Origin of the sequence: Paenibacillus dokdonensis, assembly GCF_004916975.1 — a bacterium.
Classification (GTDB): domain Bacteria; phylum Bacillota; class Bacilli; order Paenibacillales; family Paenibacillaceae; genus Paenibacillus_AQ; species Paenibacillus_AQ dokdonensis.
The window spans coordinates 505,152-522,526 of record NZ_STGQ01000003.1 but is presented as its reverse complement, the minus strand read 5'-3'; the positions used below and the strand labels follow the sequence as shown (position 1 = coordinate 522,526).

15 protein-coding genes are annotated in these 17,375 nt (G+C 49.5%); 10 read left to right on the top strand and 5 right to left on the bottom strand.

All coding sequences use genetic code 11. The features are described from left to right. Nucleotides 1–180 precede the first annotated feature (180 nt). The 6 genes from E6W40_RS26740 to E6W40_RS26715 all read left to right on the top strand — a co-directional run bounded on the left by E6W40_RS26740 (nucleotide 181) and on the right by E6W40_RS26715 (nucleotide 8,186). Complete coding sequence (locus tag E6W40_RS26740; protein WP_246073208.1) at nucleotides 181–1,500, top strand: ABC transporter substrate-binding protein; 1,320 nt, start codon at nucleotides 181–183, stop codon at nucleotides 1,498–1,500. Between the two features lie 92 nt (nucleotides 1,501–1,592). Continuing rightward, entirely contained in the window at nucleotides 1,593–2,516 is a 924-nt protein-coding gene (locus E6W40_RS26735) for a carbohydrate ABC transporter permease (RefSeq protein WP_136608632.1), read from the top strand. A 12-nt stretch (nucleotides 2,517–2,528) separates the two neighbouring features. Next, the gene (locus tag E6W40_RS26730; RefSeq protein WP_136608631.1) at nucleotides 2,529–3,341 is read left to right on the top strand and encodes a carbohydrate ABC transporter permease; all 813 of its coding nucleotides are present in this window, start codon (nucleotides 2,529–2,531) and stop codon (nucleotides 3,339–3,341) included. A 40-nt stretch (nucleotides 3,342–3,381) separates the two neighbouring features. After that, nucleotides 3,382–5,226, top strand: coding sequence for a sensor histidine kinase (locus E6W40_RS26725; protein WP_136608630.1), 1,845 nt, complete (start codon nucleotides 3,382–3,384; stop codon nucleotides 5,224–5,226). 15 nt (nucleotides 5,227–5,241) lie between these two features. Further along, the gene (locus E6W40_RS26720; RefSeq protein WP_136608629.1) at nucleotides 5,242–6,834 is read left to right on the top strand and encodes a response regulator; all 1,593 of its coding nucleotides are present in this window, start codon (nucleotides 5,242–5,244) and stop codon (nucleotides 6,832–6,834) included. A gap of 80 nt (nucleotides 6,835–6,914) precedes the next feature. After that, nucleotides 6,915–8,186, top strand: a complete 1,272-nt coding sequence (locus E6W40_RS26715; protein WP_246073207.1) for an ABC transporter substrate-binding protein — start codon at nucleotides 6,915–6,917, stop codon at nucleotides 8,184–8,186. Nucleotides 8,187–8,258: 72 nt separating this feature from the next. Here E6W40_RS26715 and E6W40_RS26710 read toward each other — a convergent pair whose 3' ends face one another. After that, on the bottom strand, nucleotides 8,259–8,603 hold the full coding sequence (locus E6W40_RS26710) for a winged helix-turn-helix transcriptional regulator (RefSeq protein ID WP_136608628.1): 345 nt from the start codon (nucleotides 8,601–8,603) through the stop codon (nucleotides 8,259–8,261). A gap of 151 nt (nucleotides 8,604–8,754) precedes the next feature. On the opposite strand from E6W40_RS26710, the gene E6W40_RS26705 reads away from it, so the two are divergent. Together E6W40_RS26705 and E6W40_RS26700 are read left to right on the top strand one after the other, a co-directional pair. After that, nucleotides 8,755–9,693, top strand: coding sequence for an aldo/keto reductase family protein (locus E6W40_RS26705; protein ID WP_136608627.1), 939 nt, complete (start codon nucleotides 8,755–8,757; stop codon nucleotides 9,691–9,693). A 42-nt stretch (nucleotides 9,694–9,735) separates the two neighbouring features. Continuing rightward, nucleotides 9,736–10,602 (top strand): NAD-dependent epimerase/dehydratase family protein, encoded by an 867-nt coding sequence (locus E6W40_RS26700; protein WP_136608626.1) that lies wholly within the window; start codon nucleotides 9,736–9,738, stop codon nucleotides 10,600–10,602. Between the two features lie 48 nt (nucleotides 10,603–10,650). Here the strand turns inward: E6W40_RS26700 and E6W40_RS26695 are convergent, their stop codons facing one another. Next, nucleotides 10,651–11,277 carry a DUF3298 and DUF4163 domain-containing protein gene (locus E6W40_RS26695; protein WP_136608625.1) on the bottom strand — a complete coding sequence of 209 codons (627 nt, stop codon included), beginning with the start codon at nucleotides 11,275–11,277 and terminating at the stop codon, nucleotides 10,651–10,653. A gap of 462 nt (nucleotides 11,278–11,739) precedes the next feature. Here E6W40_RS26695 and E6W40_RS26690 point away from each other — a divergent pair, with 462 nt between their 5' ends. Continuing rightward, nucleotides 11,740–12,933 carry an amino acid deaminase/aldolase gene (locus E6W40_RS26690; protein ID WP_136608624.1) on the top strand — a complete coding sequence of 398 codons (1,194 nt, stop codon included), beginning with the start codon at nucleotides 11,740–11,742 and terminating at the stop codon, nucleotides 12,931–12,933. Then, the gene (locus E6W40_RS26685) at nucleotides 12,921–14,237 is read left to right on the top strand and encodes a D-arabinono-1,4-lactone oxidase (RefSeq protein WP_136608623.1); all 1,317 of its coding nucleotides are present in this window, start codon (nucleotides 12,921–12,923) and stop codon (nucleotides 14,235–14,237) included. Before E6W40_RS26690 ends, E6W40_RS26685 begins: the two co-directional genes overlap by 13 nt. A gap of 125 nt (nucleotides 14,238–14,362) precedes the next feature. Here the strand turns inward: E6W40_RS26685 and E6W40_RS26680 are convergent, their stop codons facing one another. The 3 genes from E6W40_RS26680 to E6W40_RS26670 form a co-directional block, all read right to left on the bottom strand. Further along, a complete protein-coding gene (locus E6W40_RS26680) occupies nucleotides 14,363–14,560 on the bottom strand; it encodes a hypothetical protein (RefSeq protein WP_136608622.1) in 198 nt (65 codons plus the stop codon). 92 nt (nucleotides 14,561–14,652) lie between these two features. Next, the gene (locus E6W40_RS26675) at nucleotides 14,653–16,584 is read right to left on the bottom strand and encodes an FtsX-like permease family protein (RefSeq protein ID WP_136608621.1); all 1,932 of its coding nucleotides are present in this window, start codon (nucleotides 16,582–16,584) and stop codon (nucleotides 14,653–14,655) included. Next, nucleotides 16,559–17,329 carry an ABC transporter ATP-binding protein gene (locus tag E6W40_RS26670; RefSeq protein WP_136608620.1) on the bottom strand — a complete coding sequence of 257 codons (771 nt, stop codon included), beginning with the start codon at nucleotides 17,327–17,329 and terminating at the stop codon, nucleotides 16,559–16,561. The genes E6W40_RS26675 and E6W40_RS26670 overlap by 26 nt, the downstream gene beginning before the upstream one ends. Between the last annotated feature and the right edge of the window lie 46 nt (nucleotides 17,330–17,375).

Here is a 17,375-nt window from a genome sequence, read left to right as displayed (position 1 = left end):
TCGTCTACCTTTGCCGGAGCGGAGCCGTTGTAACATCTGTCTATTGTTCCCTAAGGATCGGCTTTTTGTCGGTTCTTGCCCTGGATGAATCCATGTAAAGTAGGTGTTGAAGAAAGCACTTACATTGGAGTGAAAGGGCTTTCTCAAACCAACATTATTGAACGAGAAGGTGGGTCTGATATGAAGATGAATAAGAAAAAGAAATGGACGGGAATCCTCACGGCTGGGTTAACGCTTGCCCTGGTTCTGTCGGGATGCTCTTCACAAACGAAGGATAGCAGTTCTTCCAGTACAACAACCACGGATGCGCCAAAGACGGAGAGCGCGGGCGGCAGTCCGGTTGAAATCACGTTCTGGAACATGTTCGGGGGCGGAGAAGGCGATTTCGTCGATCAGATCATCAAGGGCTTTAACGACTCTCAAAAAGAAGTCAGTGTGAAGCAGCTGCGCCTGGAATCCAATGAGTATTACGCCAAGCTCAGCACGGCGCTGTCTTCATCCAAAGGTCCTGATGTTGCCGTAGCTCACGTGGACCGGATATCCCCATTCGTGAAGGCAAAGCAAATTTTGCCTGTGGATGAACTGGCAACCAAGGTTGGCTTCGATCTCAAGGAGATTACCGAATCCAACATCCAGAGCGTGAGTTATGACGGCAAGCCTTACGCTGTACCGCTGGATACTCACTTTCATATGTTCTACTACAACAAAGATATTTTGAAAAAAGCAGATTTGCTGAATGAGGACGGCACACCGAAGCTTGGCGACATGACTCCTGAGGGATTCGAGAAGACGTTAGGCGATATCCATGCCAAGGTACCGGATGTGCAGGCGCTTGCCGTGAACACCCCTTATTTCCAGGAGCCGTTCTTGAATATGTATTATGAAGCAGGCGGAGACATCCTGAACGCGGATATGACGAAGGCTGCGATCAATAACGATAAAGCACTGAATGTGTTGAAGTTCTATACAGATATCTACAAAAATAACTACTCCGATCTCAATGACAAAACGCCTTGGGACACGTTCCATAACGGAAAAGCCGCATTCTGGTTCGGCGGCGTGTGGGAAGCCGGGCTGCTGCTGGGCGACAAGTCCTTGAACATTGGCGCAATGCCGCTGCCTCCGATCTTTGGCAGCCAGACGCATTGGGCGAGCTCACATACCCTGGTCATCCCTTCATATGTGTCGGCTGAGAAGCAGGAAGCTGCAGCCAAATTCATGAAGTACTTCTCTGAAATCGGCGGCAAGACCTGGGGGCAAGCGGGCCATGTACCGGCGAACAGCAATGTGACGGCAAGCGAAGAATATAAGAGTCTTCCATACCGCAGCGAATTTATCGAAGCGCAAAAAACCGTGAAATTTGCACCTCCAACCGATAAATACACCACCATCATTACGACGATCTCGGAATCCTTGCAAAACATTATTTTCGGCAATGAAACACCGAAAGACGGTCTCGCAAATATGGAGAAACAGATCAACGAAGTTCTGGATAACTAATTGAAAGTGGAGGGGGAGCATTCCAGCCCAGGCGGCAGGGGAGCTTCTTCTCCTTCTTAACAACAGAAGCTTCAGCTGAGGAGATATGGAGAATGGAGACAAAATTGAACGAAGGCAAAGGATCCATGGCTCTGCGTAAGAGGGAACCTTTGCGCATACGTACCGAACTTAAAGCTATCCTGTACCTGATTCCGTTCCTGGTGCCGTTTGCGGTGTTTTATTTGTGGCCTGTGCTGCGCGGGGCGTGGATGAGCCTGCATGTCTGGAGCATTCAAGGTATGGAGAAGTATGTGGCGTTTGCCAACTATAAAAAAATAATAACGAATTCTGATTTTTATCAGTATATGTGGCACTCCTTTTATTTTGTACTGCTATGCGCTCCAACCGTCATTATTCTGGGGCTGATATTAGCACTGATTATCAACCAGAAACTGTGGTTCCGGACATTGATCCGCTCGGTGTTCTTCCTGCCATACGTGTTGTCCGTGTCGGTCATCAGCTTTATTTGGCTGCGTCTCTTCGATACCAAGCACGGCCCGGTGAATGCATTCCTGCATCTGTTGGGACTTCCTTCAGACATCAACTGGCTGACAGACCATAGATTCGTCTGGTGGGCCATTACGATAGCAACAGACTGGTGGACCGTCGGGTTCGTCATGGTCCTTTTCCTTGCAGGGCTGCAGGAGATTCCCACCGACCAATACGAAGCCGCTAAAATTGACGGTGCGAATGCCTGGAAGCGATTCCTGCACATTACGTTGCCGGGTCTGTCCAGTGTGATGAAAATCCAAATCTTTTACCAGATCATCAACTGCCTGAAACTGTTCGGCCAGGTGCAGATTATGACGGGAGGCGGACCGGGAGATTCCACGAATACGATGATCAGGTATATTTACGTGACCGGATTCAAAAAGGATATGTTTGGTCTTGCCTCCGCACAGTCGATCATCTTCTGCCTCGTTATGCTGCTTATTGCCGTCATTCAATTCAAATTTACCGACCGGAAAGACGGATAAGGAGAGAAGAACATGAATAAGACCGCCTTAAATATCCTAGCCATCGTCCTAGCCATATTGTTTGTTTTTCCATTGATCTGGATGCTTCTGGTCTCTCTGAAGCCTGACGGCGTGAATGTCTATACGCTTGCAGATTGGGTAAACTGGTCCGATCTCAATTTGGATAATTACGTCAAGGTGATCCGGGATTCGCAGATTCTTCGCTGGACCTGGAACAGCTTGGTCATCGGGATTCTGACGACCGTCATCTCCATTTTGTTCAGTTCGCTTGCAGCATTCGCCTTCTCTAAGCTGCCTTTCAGAACCCGGGGGATTTTCTATGTCATCATTGTATCCGGTCTTCTCATTCCAACGGAGGCGATTTTGATCCCGCTCTATGAAACAGCGCTGCATTTGAAGCTGATCGACAACATCTGGGCTATTATTTTGCCGGGGCTTACGAACCCGCTCGGAATCCTGCTCCTGAAGCAGTTTATGGACGGGGTGCCCAAGGATTATATCGAAGCTGCGCAGATTGACGGCAGCCGTAATTTCCGTCTATGGTGGAGTATCTGCCTGCCGTTGACGCGTTCGGCCATGGTGTCTGTAGGCATTTTCTTCTTCATCATATCCTGGAACAATTTCCTATGGCCGTACCTGTCCATTACCTCTGAGGAAAATATGATATTGTCGGCAGGGCTTCCTACCTTTTTGTCGAATAATACAATGTCCTTAAACCTGATTATGACCGCCAGCGCCATTGCGGCCATTCCGACCATCGTGGTCTTTATCCTGCTTCAGCGCCATATTGTGCAGGGGGTATCGATGTCAGGCGTGAAGGGGTAAGCCAAACGGGCAGATTTCATCTAAAGAAGGGGTTACAGGAATGACCCACCAACCAGGAAAAAGCTACAGTACAACCTGGGCCCGTTTGCGGTCCTGGGTGAATATATGGAAGAGCAGCATACGTTATAAATGGATGCTGCTTTTATTTCTGTTCTCCTTGACACCGCTGGTCGTCATGGGGATTATTTCATTTTCCATTTCCAAATCTACGATTAACGACAAAGTCACGGAATACTCGGAACATCTGCTGAACCAAACGGCAGATAATTTGGATACGCGCCTTGGTATATACAAGGATATGATGATGCAGGTGCTGAACAACAATGAGATCGTGAATATGCTGCGGGTACTTGATCAATCCGATCCCGCCCGTTACGATGTGGATAGCCTGTCACTGACGACGAAGCTGTCAACGATTGTGGCGATTAACCAGGACGTGCAGTCCATCTCTTTTGTATCCCAAAAGCACTATATCAAGGGCATCTACCGCTGGAGCAAGCGGACACCTGTCGAAGTTGAGCCTTTTCTGAAGCCGCTGGAGGACGGGAGCAACTTCCGCTGGTACCCGACACGCTACGGCACGTATGTGGATAGCCTCAATTCCCAAAGCGCGCATGTCTTTTCGCTCGCCAAGCAGCTGTACAAAACATCGGATGATAGTCCGCTTGGCATTATAGCCGTATTGGATATCCGGGAGGAAGTGCTTAAGGAGCTGGTCTCCAAGGCTGTTACCAATAACAGGGATCTGCAAAGCTTCATAGTCGATGGGCAGGGGCGTCTCGTGTCTTATGCGGATAACAAACTGATCGGCCAAAGCGTGACCGAGGTGCTCGGCACAGACGGCTACGACCGTATTCTTCATTCGGATGGTGGAGAACAGCGGTTTCCGCTCTCATATCAAGGCAATAATCTCATCGTCAATGTAAAAAGACTGCATTCAAACGACTGGATGGTCGTCAATGTAATCTCCAAATCCGCGCTTTACCAGGATTCAAACCGGCTGCTGCAGATCATTTTGGTCATTGCGCTGATCTGTATTGTGTTCTCGATTATTACGGCTATGGTACTGGCGAACTCCATAACGAATCCGATCCTGAAAATGATCCGCCTGATGAGACAGGTCATGTCCGGTGAATTAACGGTCCGTTATAAGGCAAAACACCGTCATGACGAGTTTGATATATTAGGCAATAACTTCAACTTTATGGTGACGCGTATTGATGAGCTGCTGAATGCAGTGTATGTGGAGCAGAACCAGAAGAGGGTTGCAGAGCTGAAGGCGCTGCAGGCGCAGATCAATCCGCATTTTCTATACAACACGCTTGATATTATTAAGTGGACGGCCCTGATCCAAAAGGCCAACAATGCGGCGGAAATGGTCAGTCTCCTCTCGCGGCTGCTGCGCATCAGTCTCGGCAAGGGTGAAGAGACCGTAACGGTTGAAGAAGAAATGGAGCATGTCAAATGTTATTTGGGTATCCAGAAATTCCGTTTTAACTTCAATATTGAAACTGAAATCGATATGGAAGAGGAAGTCAGGCTGCTGCGGACACCCAAGCTGATTTTGCAGCCAGTCGTCGAGAATGCGATTATGCATGCGTTCGGTGAACTGGAGAACGGAGGGGAAATCCGCATCCGCTGCTTCAAGGTGCCGGGTGAAGGCATACGTTTTGAAATATCTGATAATGGAAAAGGCATGGACCCTGGCTTTGGTCGCAGTTTACTGACCGAGCAAACGGCAGACGGAGAAAAGTCGGGAGGAATCGGCTTGGCCAACGTGGATGAACGTATCAAATTGATCTGCGGCAAAATGTACGGACTTAAGATTCAAAGTGAACCCGGCACCGGGACCACGATCCGGATCAGGATTCCTATGATGACATAGAGGGGGATCATACGCATGCATCAAGTCATGATTGTAGAAGATGAATTTATCGTTAGATACGGAATTCGCTCGATGATTGAATGGGAGAAGATCGGGCTTCAGCTGACGGGTGAGGCCGCCAACGGCAAGGAGGCGCTTGAGCTGATGAAGGCCGGACTTCCGGATATTCTTATCACCGATATTAAAATGCCCGTTATGGATGGCATTGAGCTCATTGCCGAAGTGCGGCGGATCTCTCCTGATATTAAAATCATCATCCTCAGCAATCTGGAGGATTTTCAGTACGCCAAAGAGGCAATCAAACATGGCGTTTCCGAATATTTGATCAAATCGGATATGATGCCCCGGGACTTTGAGCAAGCGCTGCTGAAGCTGAAAGAGAGTGTCGGCAGAGGGAATGCTGCCATTGAAGGGGCGTCAGCCATTCAGCCTGAACCGGCACATAAAGAAAAGTTTCTGGTTGACCTGATTGAAGGAACGATCCGGGGGGCATCCGAAGGATCAAGCAAGGCGGAGCAGCTTGGCATGACACAACTTCATAGTGCTTACTTCATGCATATCAGTCTCAATGACTCCGAGCTGGGATTTACGGAAAGGTTGTCCCTCATCCGGCATATGCTTGAACAAGCTTGGACCGAAGGCAGCTCAAGCTACGAAGTTTTTCCCGACAAACAGGGGGAAATCAATGTTCTGTTTCTGGCATTTATGAGTGAAGAGAGGCCTTCTCCTGTAGGAGAAATGCAGAAGTTGAGACAGTGGGCGGAAGACTTCATCCAGCTGCTATCCAAGCCGTCCGGAAGGCTGGTAAAGATCGGCATCAGCAGCCGCATCCGGGAATGGACCGACGTTAAGGAGGCCTATGCCCAAGCGGTCAAGGCAGAGAAGCAGAAAATGTTTCTGGGATGCGGACATGCCATCATCTATGGAACCGACGATATGAATATGCCTGCAGCGAAGGTGGAGCATCTGCGGATCAGCAGCCATCAGATCCAGTCCATGGTTTATGCTTTTCAGTCCAAAGAATTGACGGAGTACCTCGAGGAGCTGTTTAAACAGCTCGCGGCCCGCCGCGACGTGGACTTGGTGCAGATCATTTCACTTGAGCTGCTGATGATATTAACGACCTTGTGGCCGGATGTATCCACGGATGCCCAGCAGGTGCTGGAGCTGAAGAAGCAGTATTTCGATGAGTTATCCAGGCTGGAGACCCTGGAGCAGAACCGCATCTGGTTCATACAGGCGTTTGATGCCCTGGTTCAGCATCTGATTCTGATGTACAACAGCGACCGCAATAGTATTATCAAAGCAACCCAGTACATCCAGCAGTATTACCACCAGGAGATATCACTGCAATCGATCAGCACCCTGGTGCATTTAAGCAAGAATTACTTTGCGAACTTGTTCAAAAAGGAAGTGGGCGAAAGCTTCCTGGAATATCTTACGCGGATCCGCATTGATAAAGCCAAAACATTGCTTACGGGGGATCTCAAAGCGGGAGATGTCGGCAGCTTGGTCGGTATACAGGATCCAAAGTATTTTTCAAAAGTATTCAAGAAGATTACGGGCGTATCTCCGTCGGAATATCGTCACCTCATGCGGGAGAAGTGATAATAGAGCTCCGGGTGGGAACATCTGTAAACGCTTACGAATGTCGGCGACAGAAGGCTTGTGTGGGGGAGTGGAGTAAAATGAAAAGCAAGGGCCCGTTCATGCCATTTGTCATGGTGTGCATGCTGCTGTTCTCTGGGTGTGCGGATGACTCTTATGAAAGTAAAATGAACACGGCAGAACCGGCATCCGTGGAGCTGTCCTTTTGGAATCCCTTTGGCGGCGGGGAAGGGGATTTTGTGGAGCGGATCATTCGGGATTATAACACCTCGCAGAGCAAAGTGTTTGTGAAGCAGCTTCGGCTCGAGTCCAATGAGTATTATGCCAGGCTTAGTACCGCACTTTCGCTGGGAAAAGGGCCGGATGTGGCCGTTGTCCATGTGGACCGGTTATCTCCTTTTATTAAAGCCAAGCAAATTACCGGGCTGGATTCATTGGCGAAGCAAGCGGGGTTTGATTTTGACGAGATTGAGTCATCGAACCGGCAGGGCGTGATCTATAACGGGAATGATTATGCAGTGCCTTTGGATACGCATTTTCACATGCTTTTTTACAATAAAGACATTCTGAAAAAGGCCGGACTGTTACATGAAGATGGAACACCGAAGCTGGAATCAGCCACGCCGGATGGATTTACCGCATTCCTGAAACAAATTCATGCAAGGGTTCCCGGTGTGCAGCCGATGGCGGTGAATACGCCTTATTTTCAGGAATCATTTCTGGATTTGTACTATGAGGCTGGCGGTGAGCTGCTGAGTCCGGACATGAAAAGAGCAGCGATACATAATGAAAAGGCCATATCGGTTCTCGCGTTCTATCAGCAGTTGTTTGCAAGCGGACTCAGCGACCTGAATGATCAAACGCCGTGGGATTCCTTTGATCAAGGTAAGGCAGGGTTATGGATTGGCGGCGTATGGGAAGCCGGGCATCATCTCGGCAATCCGGCGCTGCATGTAGGCATTATGCCAATACCGCCGATCTTCGGCAGTCCGGTTCACTGGGGTAGCTCGCATACGCTAGTCATCCCGGCCTACGTCACGGAGCCAAAGCAGCTGGCTGCAATGGATTTCATGAGGTATTTCTCTGAGGAGGGCGGAGTCATCTGGGGAGAGGCGGGGCATGTTCCAGCCAATCATGAGGTCGCAAAGAGCAGCGCCTACCAAGAACTGCCGTACCGTAAGCTGTTTATAGCATCGCGTGATCATGTTAAATTCGCACCCAAAACAGATAAATACGCGGCGCTCTTCACCACCATCTCCGAGGATCTGCAGAACATCGTGCAGAAAGGGATCAAGCCTGAGGAAGGGTTGGCAGCGCTGGAGAAGAGGCTGAACCAAATTTTGGCGAACTAATAGTAAGTAGAGATCGAATCGGTGAAATGCTAGTAATGATGTGATCCTAAAAAAAAAGCGGGGGCAGACATCTTACGTCCACCGCGCCGCCCATAGCTTCATTTCATGACATATCACGTGTAAATCCTGGCCCTTTGGCGTCAGTGTATACTCTACAGTCACAGGAACGGTCGGGAAAACCTCACGTTCAAGCACCCCATTTTCTTCGAGGTGGCGCAGTGTACTGGTTAAAGCCCGGGGACTTACACTCGAAATCCGGCGTTGCAGTTCACCGAAGCGAAGGGTGCCGCCAAATAATTCACGGATAACGAGAAAAGCCCATTTGCCGCCAAGCACATCCAGCGTTTTTTCAATATTACATTCGATGAAATCCGGGTTTTTCGGGATATAGCTGCTGGCTTTTTTCGTTGTTGTCACAGGGTACCACCTCCATATGTATTTACTATACTTAAGTATACTAGATATCCTCCGTATAATTAAGTGAAAAACTTTTCACTTCTTCAAATCTGTTATGAACTTCTATAGAATGAACAATGTAATCAGGATAACCTCAAGGAGGAATGTAAACATGAAATACCGGAGATTAGGTGGCAGCGGCCTCAAGGTCAGCGAAATCAGCTTAGGAAGCTGGCTTACATATGGCGGTTATGTAGAACGGGAAAATGCCGTCAATTCGATTAAAACAGCATACGATCTAGGCATTAACTTTTTTGATACAGCGAACGTTTATGAAAAGGGCGCGGCGGAAGTGCTTGTGGGTGAAACCCTGAAAGCGTATCCGCGGGAATCTTATGTGCTGGCAACCAAAGCATTCTGGCCAATGGGAGACGGTCCCAATGACCGTGGCTTGTCCCGCAAACATATCATGGAGCAGGCTCATGCCAGCCTGAAACGTCTGAATCATGACTATGTGGATATTTTCTACTGCCATCGTCATGATCCGGAAACTCCGCTGGATGAAACCCTGCGCGCACTCGATGACCTGGTTCGTCAAGGCAAAGTGCTGTATGTGGGCGTGAGTGAATGGCAGGCTTCCCAAATTGCGGAAGCAGTTGGCGTTGCCGACCGTTACCTGCTGGACCGTATCGTGGTAAATCAGCCGCAATACAACATGTTCCAGCGTTATATTGAAAAAGAAATCATGCCGCTCAGCGAGCGTTCTGGTATCGGACAAGTGGTATTTTCTCCGCTTGCCCAAGGCCTGCTGACAGGAAAATATACATCCGCCTCGGATATTCCGCAGGACAGCCGTGCTGCCAAGCTGGAATGGATGCGCAAAGGCATCACCGAAGAAAGAATCAGCCAAGTGAAACAGCTTGAAGGCATTGCAAGCGAACTCGGCATTTCCGTAGGGAACCTGGCTCTGGCCTGGATTCTGCGCAACAGCAATGTGGCCAGTGCACTGGTTGGCGCGAGCCGTCCGGAGCAGGTCACTGAGAATGCTAAAGCTTCCGATGTAGAGCTGAGCGCGGACGTAATCGATCGTATCGAGGAAATTTTGAAATAGAGAAAGTCTTGACTACTTTTAATCAGCGGGGAGGCATTTTCGATGGCCAAGGTAGTGATCACAGGCGGAAGCGGTATGCTTGGACGCTGGGTCGTAAAGCATTTTGTGGAGCAGGGATATGAAGTACTGAACGTGGATTCACGGCGTCCGGATGAGGAGCTATGTCCAACGCTTATAGCGGATCTGGAAGACTTGGGTGAGACATACAGCGCCCTTGCCGGCGCGGATGCGGTTGTGCATCTGGCCGCAATTCCGGCAGCGCATATTAGGACACCGGAGGTCACGTTCCGCAACAATGTCATGTCGACGTATAATGTGCTGGAAGCCGCATCGGGTCTTGGGATCCGTAAGGCTGTCATCGCATCCAGCGAATCCTCATACGGTATTGTGTTCGCGGTGAATCCGATCGCACCCCAGTACGTGCCGCTCGACGAAGAGCATCCGCAGCTGCCTCAGGACAGCTATGGCTTATCCAAGATTGTCAACGAGCAGACAGCCGAGATGTTCAACCGCCGGTCGGGTATACAGGTCGTGTCCTTTCGCCTTGGAAATGTCATTCCTCCAGAGTGGTATGAGCGTTTTCCTTCGTTTATTAACCATCCGGAGGAACGTGAACGTATTCTGTGGAGCTATATCGATACCCGCGATGCGGCTGAAGCTTGCCGGCTTGCCATCGAAACGGACGGTCTGGGAGCGGTGGCGCTCAATCTGGCTTCGGATGATTCGAGCATGGCCATCCGCAGCCGAGATCTGCTGGAACAGCGCTATCCCGGTGTGACGGATATTAGGACGCCGCTTGAAGGCCATGAAACGCTATTTAGCAACGAAAAGGCCAAGCGCCTGCTTGGTTGGCAGCCTAAATATCAGTGGCGTGAGCAGGTGAAGGAACCGTTAGATCAATCGTTATGAGTGTGTTATGAGTAAGATACCCCGGGGCATTTCCGGGGTTTTTTCTATCTATGCGATGTCTGCTGCCAGTACGGTGATGGGGCCGTCCTCTGTGGCGATATCTTGCAGATCGTACACCGAAACCGGGAACATCGGGAAGCCGACGTAATATGGCGTAATTGCGTACAGCGGATAGAAAATGACCAGGGATTTATCGGCCAGGTAAAAGTCCTGATTCGGCTGCACCGAAACCGTTGTGCCTTCAAGCACAGGAAGATTTCGCTTTTTAATCTGCGCATTAACTTCAGCTGTCAGAAGAGCTTGGTAGTTCGAGGCTGGTTTGAACAGATCTGAAAGTGAATAGGCAGCGCCGGTGGTTGTATTAAAGGTTAGTCCCTTTGCAACCGTATACCCATGGGCCATGGGTGTCGAATACGTATAGTTGCTGAGCATGAGGCTGAGAATGCCGCGCTCATTGGTTTTGATCTCAAAATTTCCCGTGGTGTTCGGGTTGGTCCCTGTCTGCATATGCTGCTGAGTGCGCTGCATATCCTGTATCTGCAATATGATCGCATGGTTTATCCGCTCTTCTGCTTGGCGGTTTGCAAGTCCGCTGACCTGAGGATAATGGATAACTGTCCCGGGGGCTGTATATGTCAGTGTACGTATGTTCACTGGCGGCTGGTAAAGAGGCATTGCATTCGCTCCCATCTGTCTTTCGTCGTTGCATCAGCCTATTCGGCGGCGGCGGGTTCCGTGACTTACGGGCTTCCGGTACCTGGGCGTTATCGATGGTTCAATTAATCTCCACTAAGCTCCACTAAACTGGTCACAAAGAAGAGAAAGGGACTGCCCCGGTAGTCAAGTGACTCTCGGGACAACCCCTGTTGCCTGGAAATTCATGAAAATAACCGATTGCTCCCAGGTTTCTTTTCGGATAAAATAAGGATAATTTACTCCAATCGCAAGATCCGCCTAACCAGCATGACCTCCTAAGAATCCTCAATTCGTTCTTTTCATGCCACTAACTTCATTTCGGACACAATCGCTACACACATACATAATAGACAATTCATACAGACTCAATTTCACAGAGTAATGATAGCGCTTACCCTATTTCTGATTACCATCACTCAGCCTTACATAAGGGGGGAGAAGATGCAGCGGGATTATGCCTACTATACGAAGGTATTCGATAATGTATCTAAGCCGTTCGCATTTGTGGATTTGGATCTGCTGGATGAGAACATCGAGCGGATTATTGCCCAGGCCGGCGCCAAAAACATTCGTATTGCGACCAAATCGGTCCGAAGCACCACATTGTTGAAACGAATTATTCATAAGAGCCCGCTTTTTTGCGGTTTGATGTGTTTTTCTCCGCAGGAGGCCATATATCTGGTAAAGCAGGGCATGGATGACATTGTGATGGGCTACCCGGTATGGGAGCCTTCAGCGCTGTCCGGGCTGGCTGAGCTGATCCGCCAAGGAAAATCCATCACCCTTATGGTTGATTCCATCCAGCATATTGAGCATATCGAACAGATTGCAGAGCGGCATGGCGTCCGGTTTCCGGTCTGTCTCGACATGGATATGTCGATGGATGTTCCGGGTCTTCACTTTGGGGTGTGGCGCTCACCGATCCATACGGTCGCAGATGCGAGACCCGTTGTGGAAAGGATCTTATCATCCAGCGGAGTCTCCATGGATGGTGTGATGGGTTATGAAGCGCAAATCGCCGGTGTCGGCGATCATTATCCGAACATGGCTGCGAAAAATGTATTGGTACGAAAGCTCAAACAGCGCTCAGTCAAGCAGATTGCCGAGAAGAGACAGGCGCTTGTCGCCATGATAGAGGAAGCAGCAGGCATGCCGCTCCGCTTTGTGAATGGCGGCGGTACGGGCAGCTTACATACAACAACGCTTGAGCATGCGGTGACTGAAGTTACGGTCGGATCCGGATTCTTTTCGCCGGGACTGTTCGATAACTACAAAAATTTCCGCTACCAGCCTGCAGCGGGTTATGCCGTAGAAATCGTGAGGAAGCCGGGAGAGAACCTGTATACCTGCCTGGGAGGCGGGTATACAGGTTCAGGAGCTGCCGGCAAAGACAAACTGCCAAAGCCGTATTTGCCGGAGGGCGCAGCTCTAACGTCTTTGGAAGGGGCCGGGGAAGTGCAGACCCCGGTATTCTACAAAGGGGATGAACATCTGGAGCTGGGAGATCCGATCTTCTTCCGGCATGCAAAGGCAGGGGAATTATGCGAACGATTTAACCAACTTTATGGTGTGTCTAAAGGCAAAATCAGAGAACAAATCTCAACGTATCGGGGGGATGGGCAATGCTTTCTCTAAATAAAAATCAGAAGGTATGGAAAAATTGGTCGGGAGTCGTTCGCAGCAAGCCAAAGCATATCGCATATCCCAAGGCCGTCGATGAAGTCGTGTCGCTGGTGCAATCCTGCGCCGGGTCGGGCAAGGGTATCCGGGTGATCGGGGCGGGACACTCATTTACGCCGCTGGTACAAACCCGAGATGTGCTGTTGTCACTGGATCATTTGGCAGGTGTTGAGCCTGTGGATGCGGATTCGTACAGCGTGTGGGTATGGGCGGGAACGAGACTGAGAGATTTGAGCGAGGCCTTATACATGCAGGGATGGGCGCAGGAAAATTTAGGCGATATCGATACCCAATCCATTGGAGGAGCCGTCGGAACGGGAACGCATGGAACAGGCATCCGATTTGGGTCGCTGTCGACACAGCTGCTTGAGGTTCAGGTGGTGACTGCATCGGGTGAACTGCTGACCTGTAGTGAACAGCAGAACCGTGACATCTTCAAGGCGCTCCAGGTTTCCCTCGGGATGCTGGGTATTATCGTAAAAGTCAAAATCCGTGTTGTTCCTCTGACCGTGCTTCATTATAAAAGCGAGCGTCTGTCCATTGACGAATGCTTCAAGCGATTGGCGGAATTCAGGGATACGCATGATCACTTTGAGTTTTTCTGGTTTCCTCATACGGATGTCGTACAGGTGAAGTGCCTGGACGAAACGGATCAACAGCCGTCCGGAGGACGCTTCTGGAATCATGTGAACCAGCTAGTAATGGAAAATGCATTTTTCGGGATGTTGTCTGAAGGATGCCGCGCTTTTCCGGGGCTGTGCAAGCCAGTGAGCCGCCTGTCAGCGCGCTTTGTCCCTACAGGAAAGGATATAGCCTACAGCCATCAGCTGTTTACCACGCAGCGGCTTGTTCGTTTTAATGAAATGGAATACAGCGTGCCTGCTGAGAAAATGGAGGAGGTTGTCAGCGAAATCCGGGCCAGCGTTGCTGCGCAGAGCCATGCCGTTCATTTTCCGGTGGAATGCCGTTATGTCAAAGGAGATGATATTTGGCTTAGCCCGGCATACGGGCGCGATTCAGCCTATATCGCTGTCCATATGTACAAGGGCATGGAGCATCAGGTGTATTTTCGGGATATCGAGGAGATTTTCCGCCGCCATCAGGGCAGGCCCCACTGGGGCAAAATGCACACGAGGACAGCGGAGGAGCTGCCCGGTCTGTATCCGCAGTGGACGGCATTCCGGGAGATGCGCGAGCAGTTGGACCCGGGGGGCATATTCCTGAATGATTATTTGAGGAAGCTGTTTGCAGTGAAATAAGAAAGAGCCCGCGGGGACGCGGGCTCTTCTTGATGCGGATTCCTCCTCCCTGCGATTATGAAAAAACCGCGTCGCAGCGGAGGAGGCGATAGTCGTATTCTTACATTGGCTGCCTTTAGAATATTCTAATATATTCTCCTAAACAGCCATGCGGCTATTCCGAGGGTTACCAGCGCGGCGAGAGATACGAATACAATATAACCGGTCTTTGTTTTGGTTACAGTATGCCTATCATAGAAGTCAGAGCTGCGGTAATAAAAACCGGTCCAAAATTCCCCGACCAGGTTAAGAACAACCAGAGAGAAGTTTTTCATGAGCTTCATATGAATTACACCTCATTCACTCCAGATCATTAAAGAATCATTTTCAAATCCGAGTGTTTTTCTATCCTATTCCAAGTATATCTGTCCCTATCCTACACCATGATCTTGCGCAAACTGCGGACATATCTCGACCGGATGATCAGAAAATAAACGGTTTGCACCGCCGTGAAGGCCGCTGCTGTCATGAGGATCGGAGACATGATATGCGTTTGATTCAACCCATGCAAAATCGGTACGACTACAGCCAGGGTCTCGATGATGGCCACGAATACCGGGATATAAAATAACAGCGCTATTTGCGTAGTCGCAGCCCGCGACATTTCCTCGGGGCTGAGTCCGATTTTGGACATGGCCTGGTACATTCGCTGATCTTTATTAAGCTCTGTATGCAGCTTGAAATAAAGGAAGCTGGCCGATGATATAGAAAAAATCAGGGCAATAAACACGCCGACAAAACTCATCATGGATGTTGTCTGCTTCGAAGATTGATAGTTTTCACCGCGGGAAAATAATCCGTAATTCCAGTTGTGCTCCTTACTTTTCTTTTGATTCCATTCGAACAGCTTTGTTCCCGCGATGACTTCCGGATCGGACAGTGAGGGAGGAGATCCATCCCAAGCAGGAACTTTATACAGGTACCGGGTGACTTTAGAAATATCCGGATCTTGTTGAAGCTTTTTGTACACGGTATCGTTGACCACCAGAAATGGAGAAGAAAATTGCCCGAATGGCAGAATATCCGTGTTCACGGTTTGCTTCACAGTAAGCTTTAGATTGGATTTGGCCTGGAGGCTCGCATTCGCGAAATCTTTATAGTTTTGGACATTGGTCGTCTGACACAAGATGAGTACCGCATCCGCTTCGGATACATCCTGAATGCCGGGAAGCCCCGCTTGCTCGGACAACAGACGAAACTTCGACACGGGCAGCAGATCGATTCCTTTAGTATCGGCGTTTAGAGTGAAAAGCTGATGGAGAAGCTCGATCTTCAGCTCCGTATAATCAGCCCCATGAGCCTTAATCTCGTCTGTGATAGGCATGAGGTCCGGTTTGTCGTTATTGGAATCATAAACGGTATAAACCAATGAATAAGGAGAATGGTTATAGAGCTCTCTGTTAGACTGACTCATAAACAAGAGAACGCTGGAAACCATGCAGGCGATAGCAGTAACCACCGTTACCATGAACAGCATGCGCGCATTATCCTTCAGCTTGTAGCTCATCTCGGAGATCCGGATCAGATTGGTACTTCTCCACATGAATAGGCGGTTCTTTTTCAACAGCCGGACGATGATCACGGAGAGCTGCGTATAAAAGAAATAGGTGCCGGCAATCCCCGTCAGGGCAGCAGTCATCAATGTGTTTTTCGAATACTCACCGCAGACGGACACAAAACCGGTAACCAGCAAAGCCGCACCAAATATCGACAGGAGCCAGGATACCTGAGGCTCTTTTTTTGGCATGCTGCTGCCTTTGAGCAGCTCAAATACTTTCTTTTTGCGGATGAATAGAAGCGTGAATAGTGAAACTATCACAAACAACAGCATAAATGCAGAAGAGGTCACGATCAGTGCTTTGACAGGCCAATAAAAGGACAACTCAACTTCTCCAATTATTTTGGTGCTGACCATAAGGAAAAGCTTGGAGATCAGCAGGCCGCCCGCGACACCGGTTACGATGGCACTGACACCAATCAGCATATTTTCAAGGAAAATAAGCCAATTGATCTGTCTTGTTTGTGCTCCCAGAATCACCAGAATGCCGAACTCCTGATTTCGTGCTTTCAGAAAAGCACTGATGGAATAAAGAACGAAGAAAAAGGAAAAGAGATAGATCACGTAAGACGCAATCCGCATGCTGGTCGCGATATATTTGCCAAAATCCGAATGGAAAATATCCGGATGGTAAATGAACACGGAATAGGCAAAGAAGATCATGACCATCACGGCGCTGCTCAGGAAATAGGAAATATAAGCACGCAGATTGCGCCTGACATTGTTAAACGCGAACTCCGGAAAGCTCATGGCTGTTACCTCCCCAGAACGACAGCGTATCGATAATATTTTGGAAAAAGGCTTGGCGGCTCTCTCCCCGGTCAATCTCGGCTGCCAGCTTTCCGTCCTTAATGAAAATAATCCGGCTGCAGTAGCTCGCTGCCAGCGGGTCATGCGTGACCAGCATCAGCGTTGTCCCATCCTGCTGGTTGATCCGCTCAAGCGACTCCATCACGTTCCTTGATGCATTGGAGTCCAGTGCACCGGTTGGTTCATCGGCCATGACGATGGCAGGCGAAGTGATCATTGCCCTGGCGATCGCAGTCCGTTGGCGCTGGCCTCCGGAAATCTCATAGGTCCGTTTTTTCAGAATATCGGTGATGCCAAGTCTGTCGGCCACTTGCTGCAGTAGGGAATCCATTTCGCTCAGCTTCCGGTTATCCAGCGTAAGCGGCAGCACGATATTCTCAGCGACCGAGAGCGTCTCCAGCAGATTGAAGTCCTGGAAGACAAAACCAAGCTGTCTGCGGCGAAAACGTGCCAGCTCGCCTTTATTCATCTGATGCGGGCTCATTCCGTTGATTAATACTTCACCCGAACTCGGTTCATCAATGGTAGATACCACATTGAGCAGCGTCGTTTTGCCACTGCCTGAAGGTCCCATGATGCCAACGAATTCCCCCTTCTCAATGCTGAAATTGATATCGGTTAAGGCGTGAGTGGTCACTTTTCCGGGATAGACCTTGCTTAGCGCTTTGACCTGCAATATATCCATAAACTTCATTCCTTTCACATGGTTTGGCAGCTGCCCATGATGTCCT

What these genes read in the sequence shown, in the direction of transcription:
- E6W40_RS26740 (WP_246073208.1), top strand. Translation starts at nt 181, where the DNA reads ATGAAGATGAATAAGAAAAAGAAATGGACGGGAATCCTCACGGCTGGG.
- E6W40_RS26735 (WP_136608632.1), top strand. Translation starts at nt 1,593, where the DNA reads ATGGAGACAAAATTGAACGAAGGCAAAGGATCCATGGCTCTGCGTAAG.
- E6W40_RS26730 (WP_136608631.1), top strand. Translation starts at nt 2,529, where the DNA reads ATGAATAAGACCGCCTTAAATATCCTAGCCATCGTCCTAGCCATATTG.
- E6W40_RS26725 (WP_136608630.1), top strand. Translation starts at nt 3,382, where the DNA reads ATGACCCACCAACCAGGAAAAAGCTACAGTACAACCTGGGCCCGTTTG.
- E6W40_RS26720 (WP_136608629.1), top strand. Translation starts at nt 5,242, where the DNA reads ATGCATCAAGTCATGATTGTAGAAGATGAATTTATCGTTAGATACGGA.
- E6W40_RS26715 (WP_246073207.1), top strand. Translation starts at nt 6,915, where the DNA reads ATGAAAAGCAAGGGCCCGTTCATGCCATTTGTCATGGTGTGCATGCTG.
- E6W40_RS26705 (WP_136608627.1), top strand. Translation starts at nt 8,755, where the DNA reads ATGAAATACCGGAGATTAGGTGGCAGCGGCCTCAAGGTCAGCGAAATC.
- E6W40_RS26700 (WP_136608626.1), top strand. Translation starts at nt 9,736, where the DNA reads ATGGCCAAGGTAGTGATCACAGGCGGAAGCGGTATGCTTGGACGCTGG.
- E6W40_RS26695 (WP_136608625.1), bottom strand. Translation starts at nt 11,277, where the DNA reads ATGCCTCTTTACCAGCCGCCAGTGAACATACGTACACTGACATATACA.
- E6W40_RS26690 (WP_136608624.1), top strand. Translation starts at nt 11,740, where the DNA reads ATGCAGCGGGATTATGCCTACTATACGAAGGTATTCGATAATGTATCT.
- E6W40_RS26685 (WP_136608623.1), top strand. Translation starts at nt 12,921, where the DNA reads ATGCTTTCTCTAAATAAAAATCAGAAGGTATGGAAAAATTGGTCGGGA.
- E6W40_RS26680 (WP_136608622.1), bottom strand. Translation starts at nt 14,560, where the DNA reads ATGAAGCTCATGAAAAACTTCTCTCTGGTTGTTCTTAACCTGGTCGGG.
- E6W40_RS26675 (WP_136608621.1), bottom strand. Translation starts at nt 16,584, where the DNA reads ATGAGCTTTCCGGAGTTCGCGTTTAACAATGTCAGGCGCAATCTGCGT.
- E6W40_RS26670 (WP_136608620.1), bottom strand. Translation starts at nt 17,329, where the DNA reads ATGGATATATTGCAGGTCAAAGCGCTAAGCAAGGTCTATCCCGGAAAA.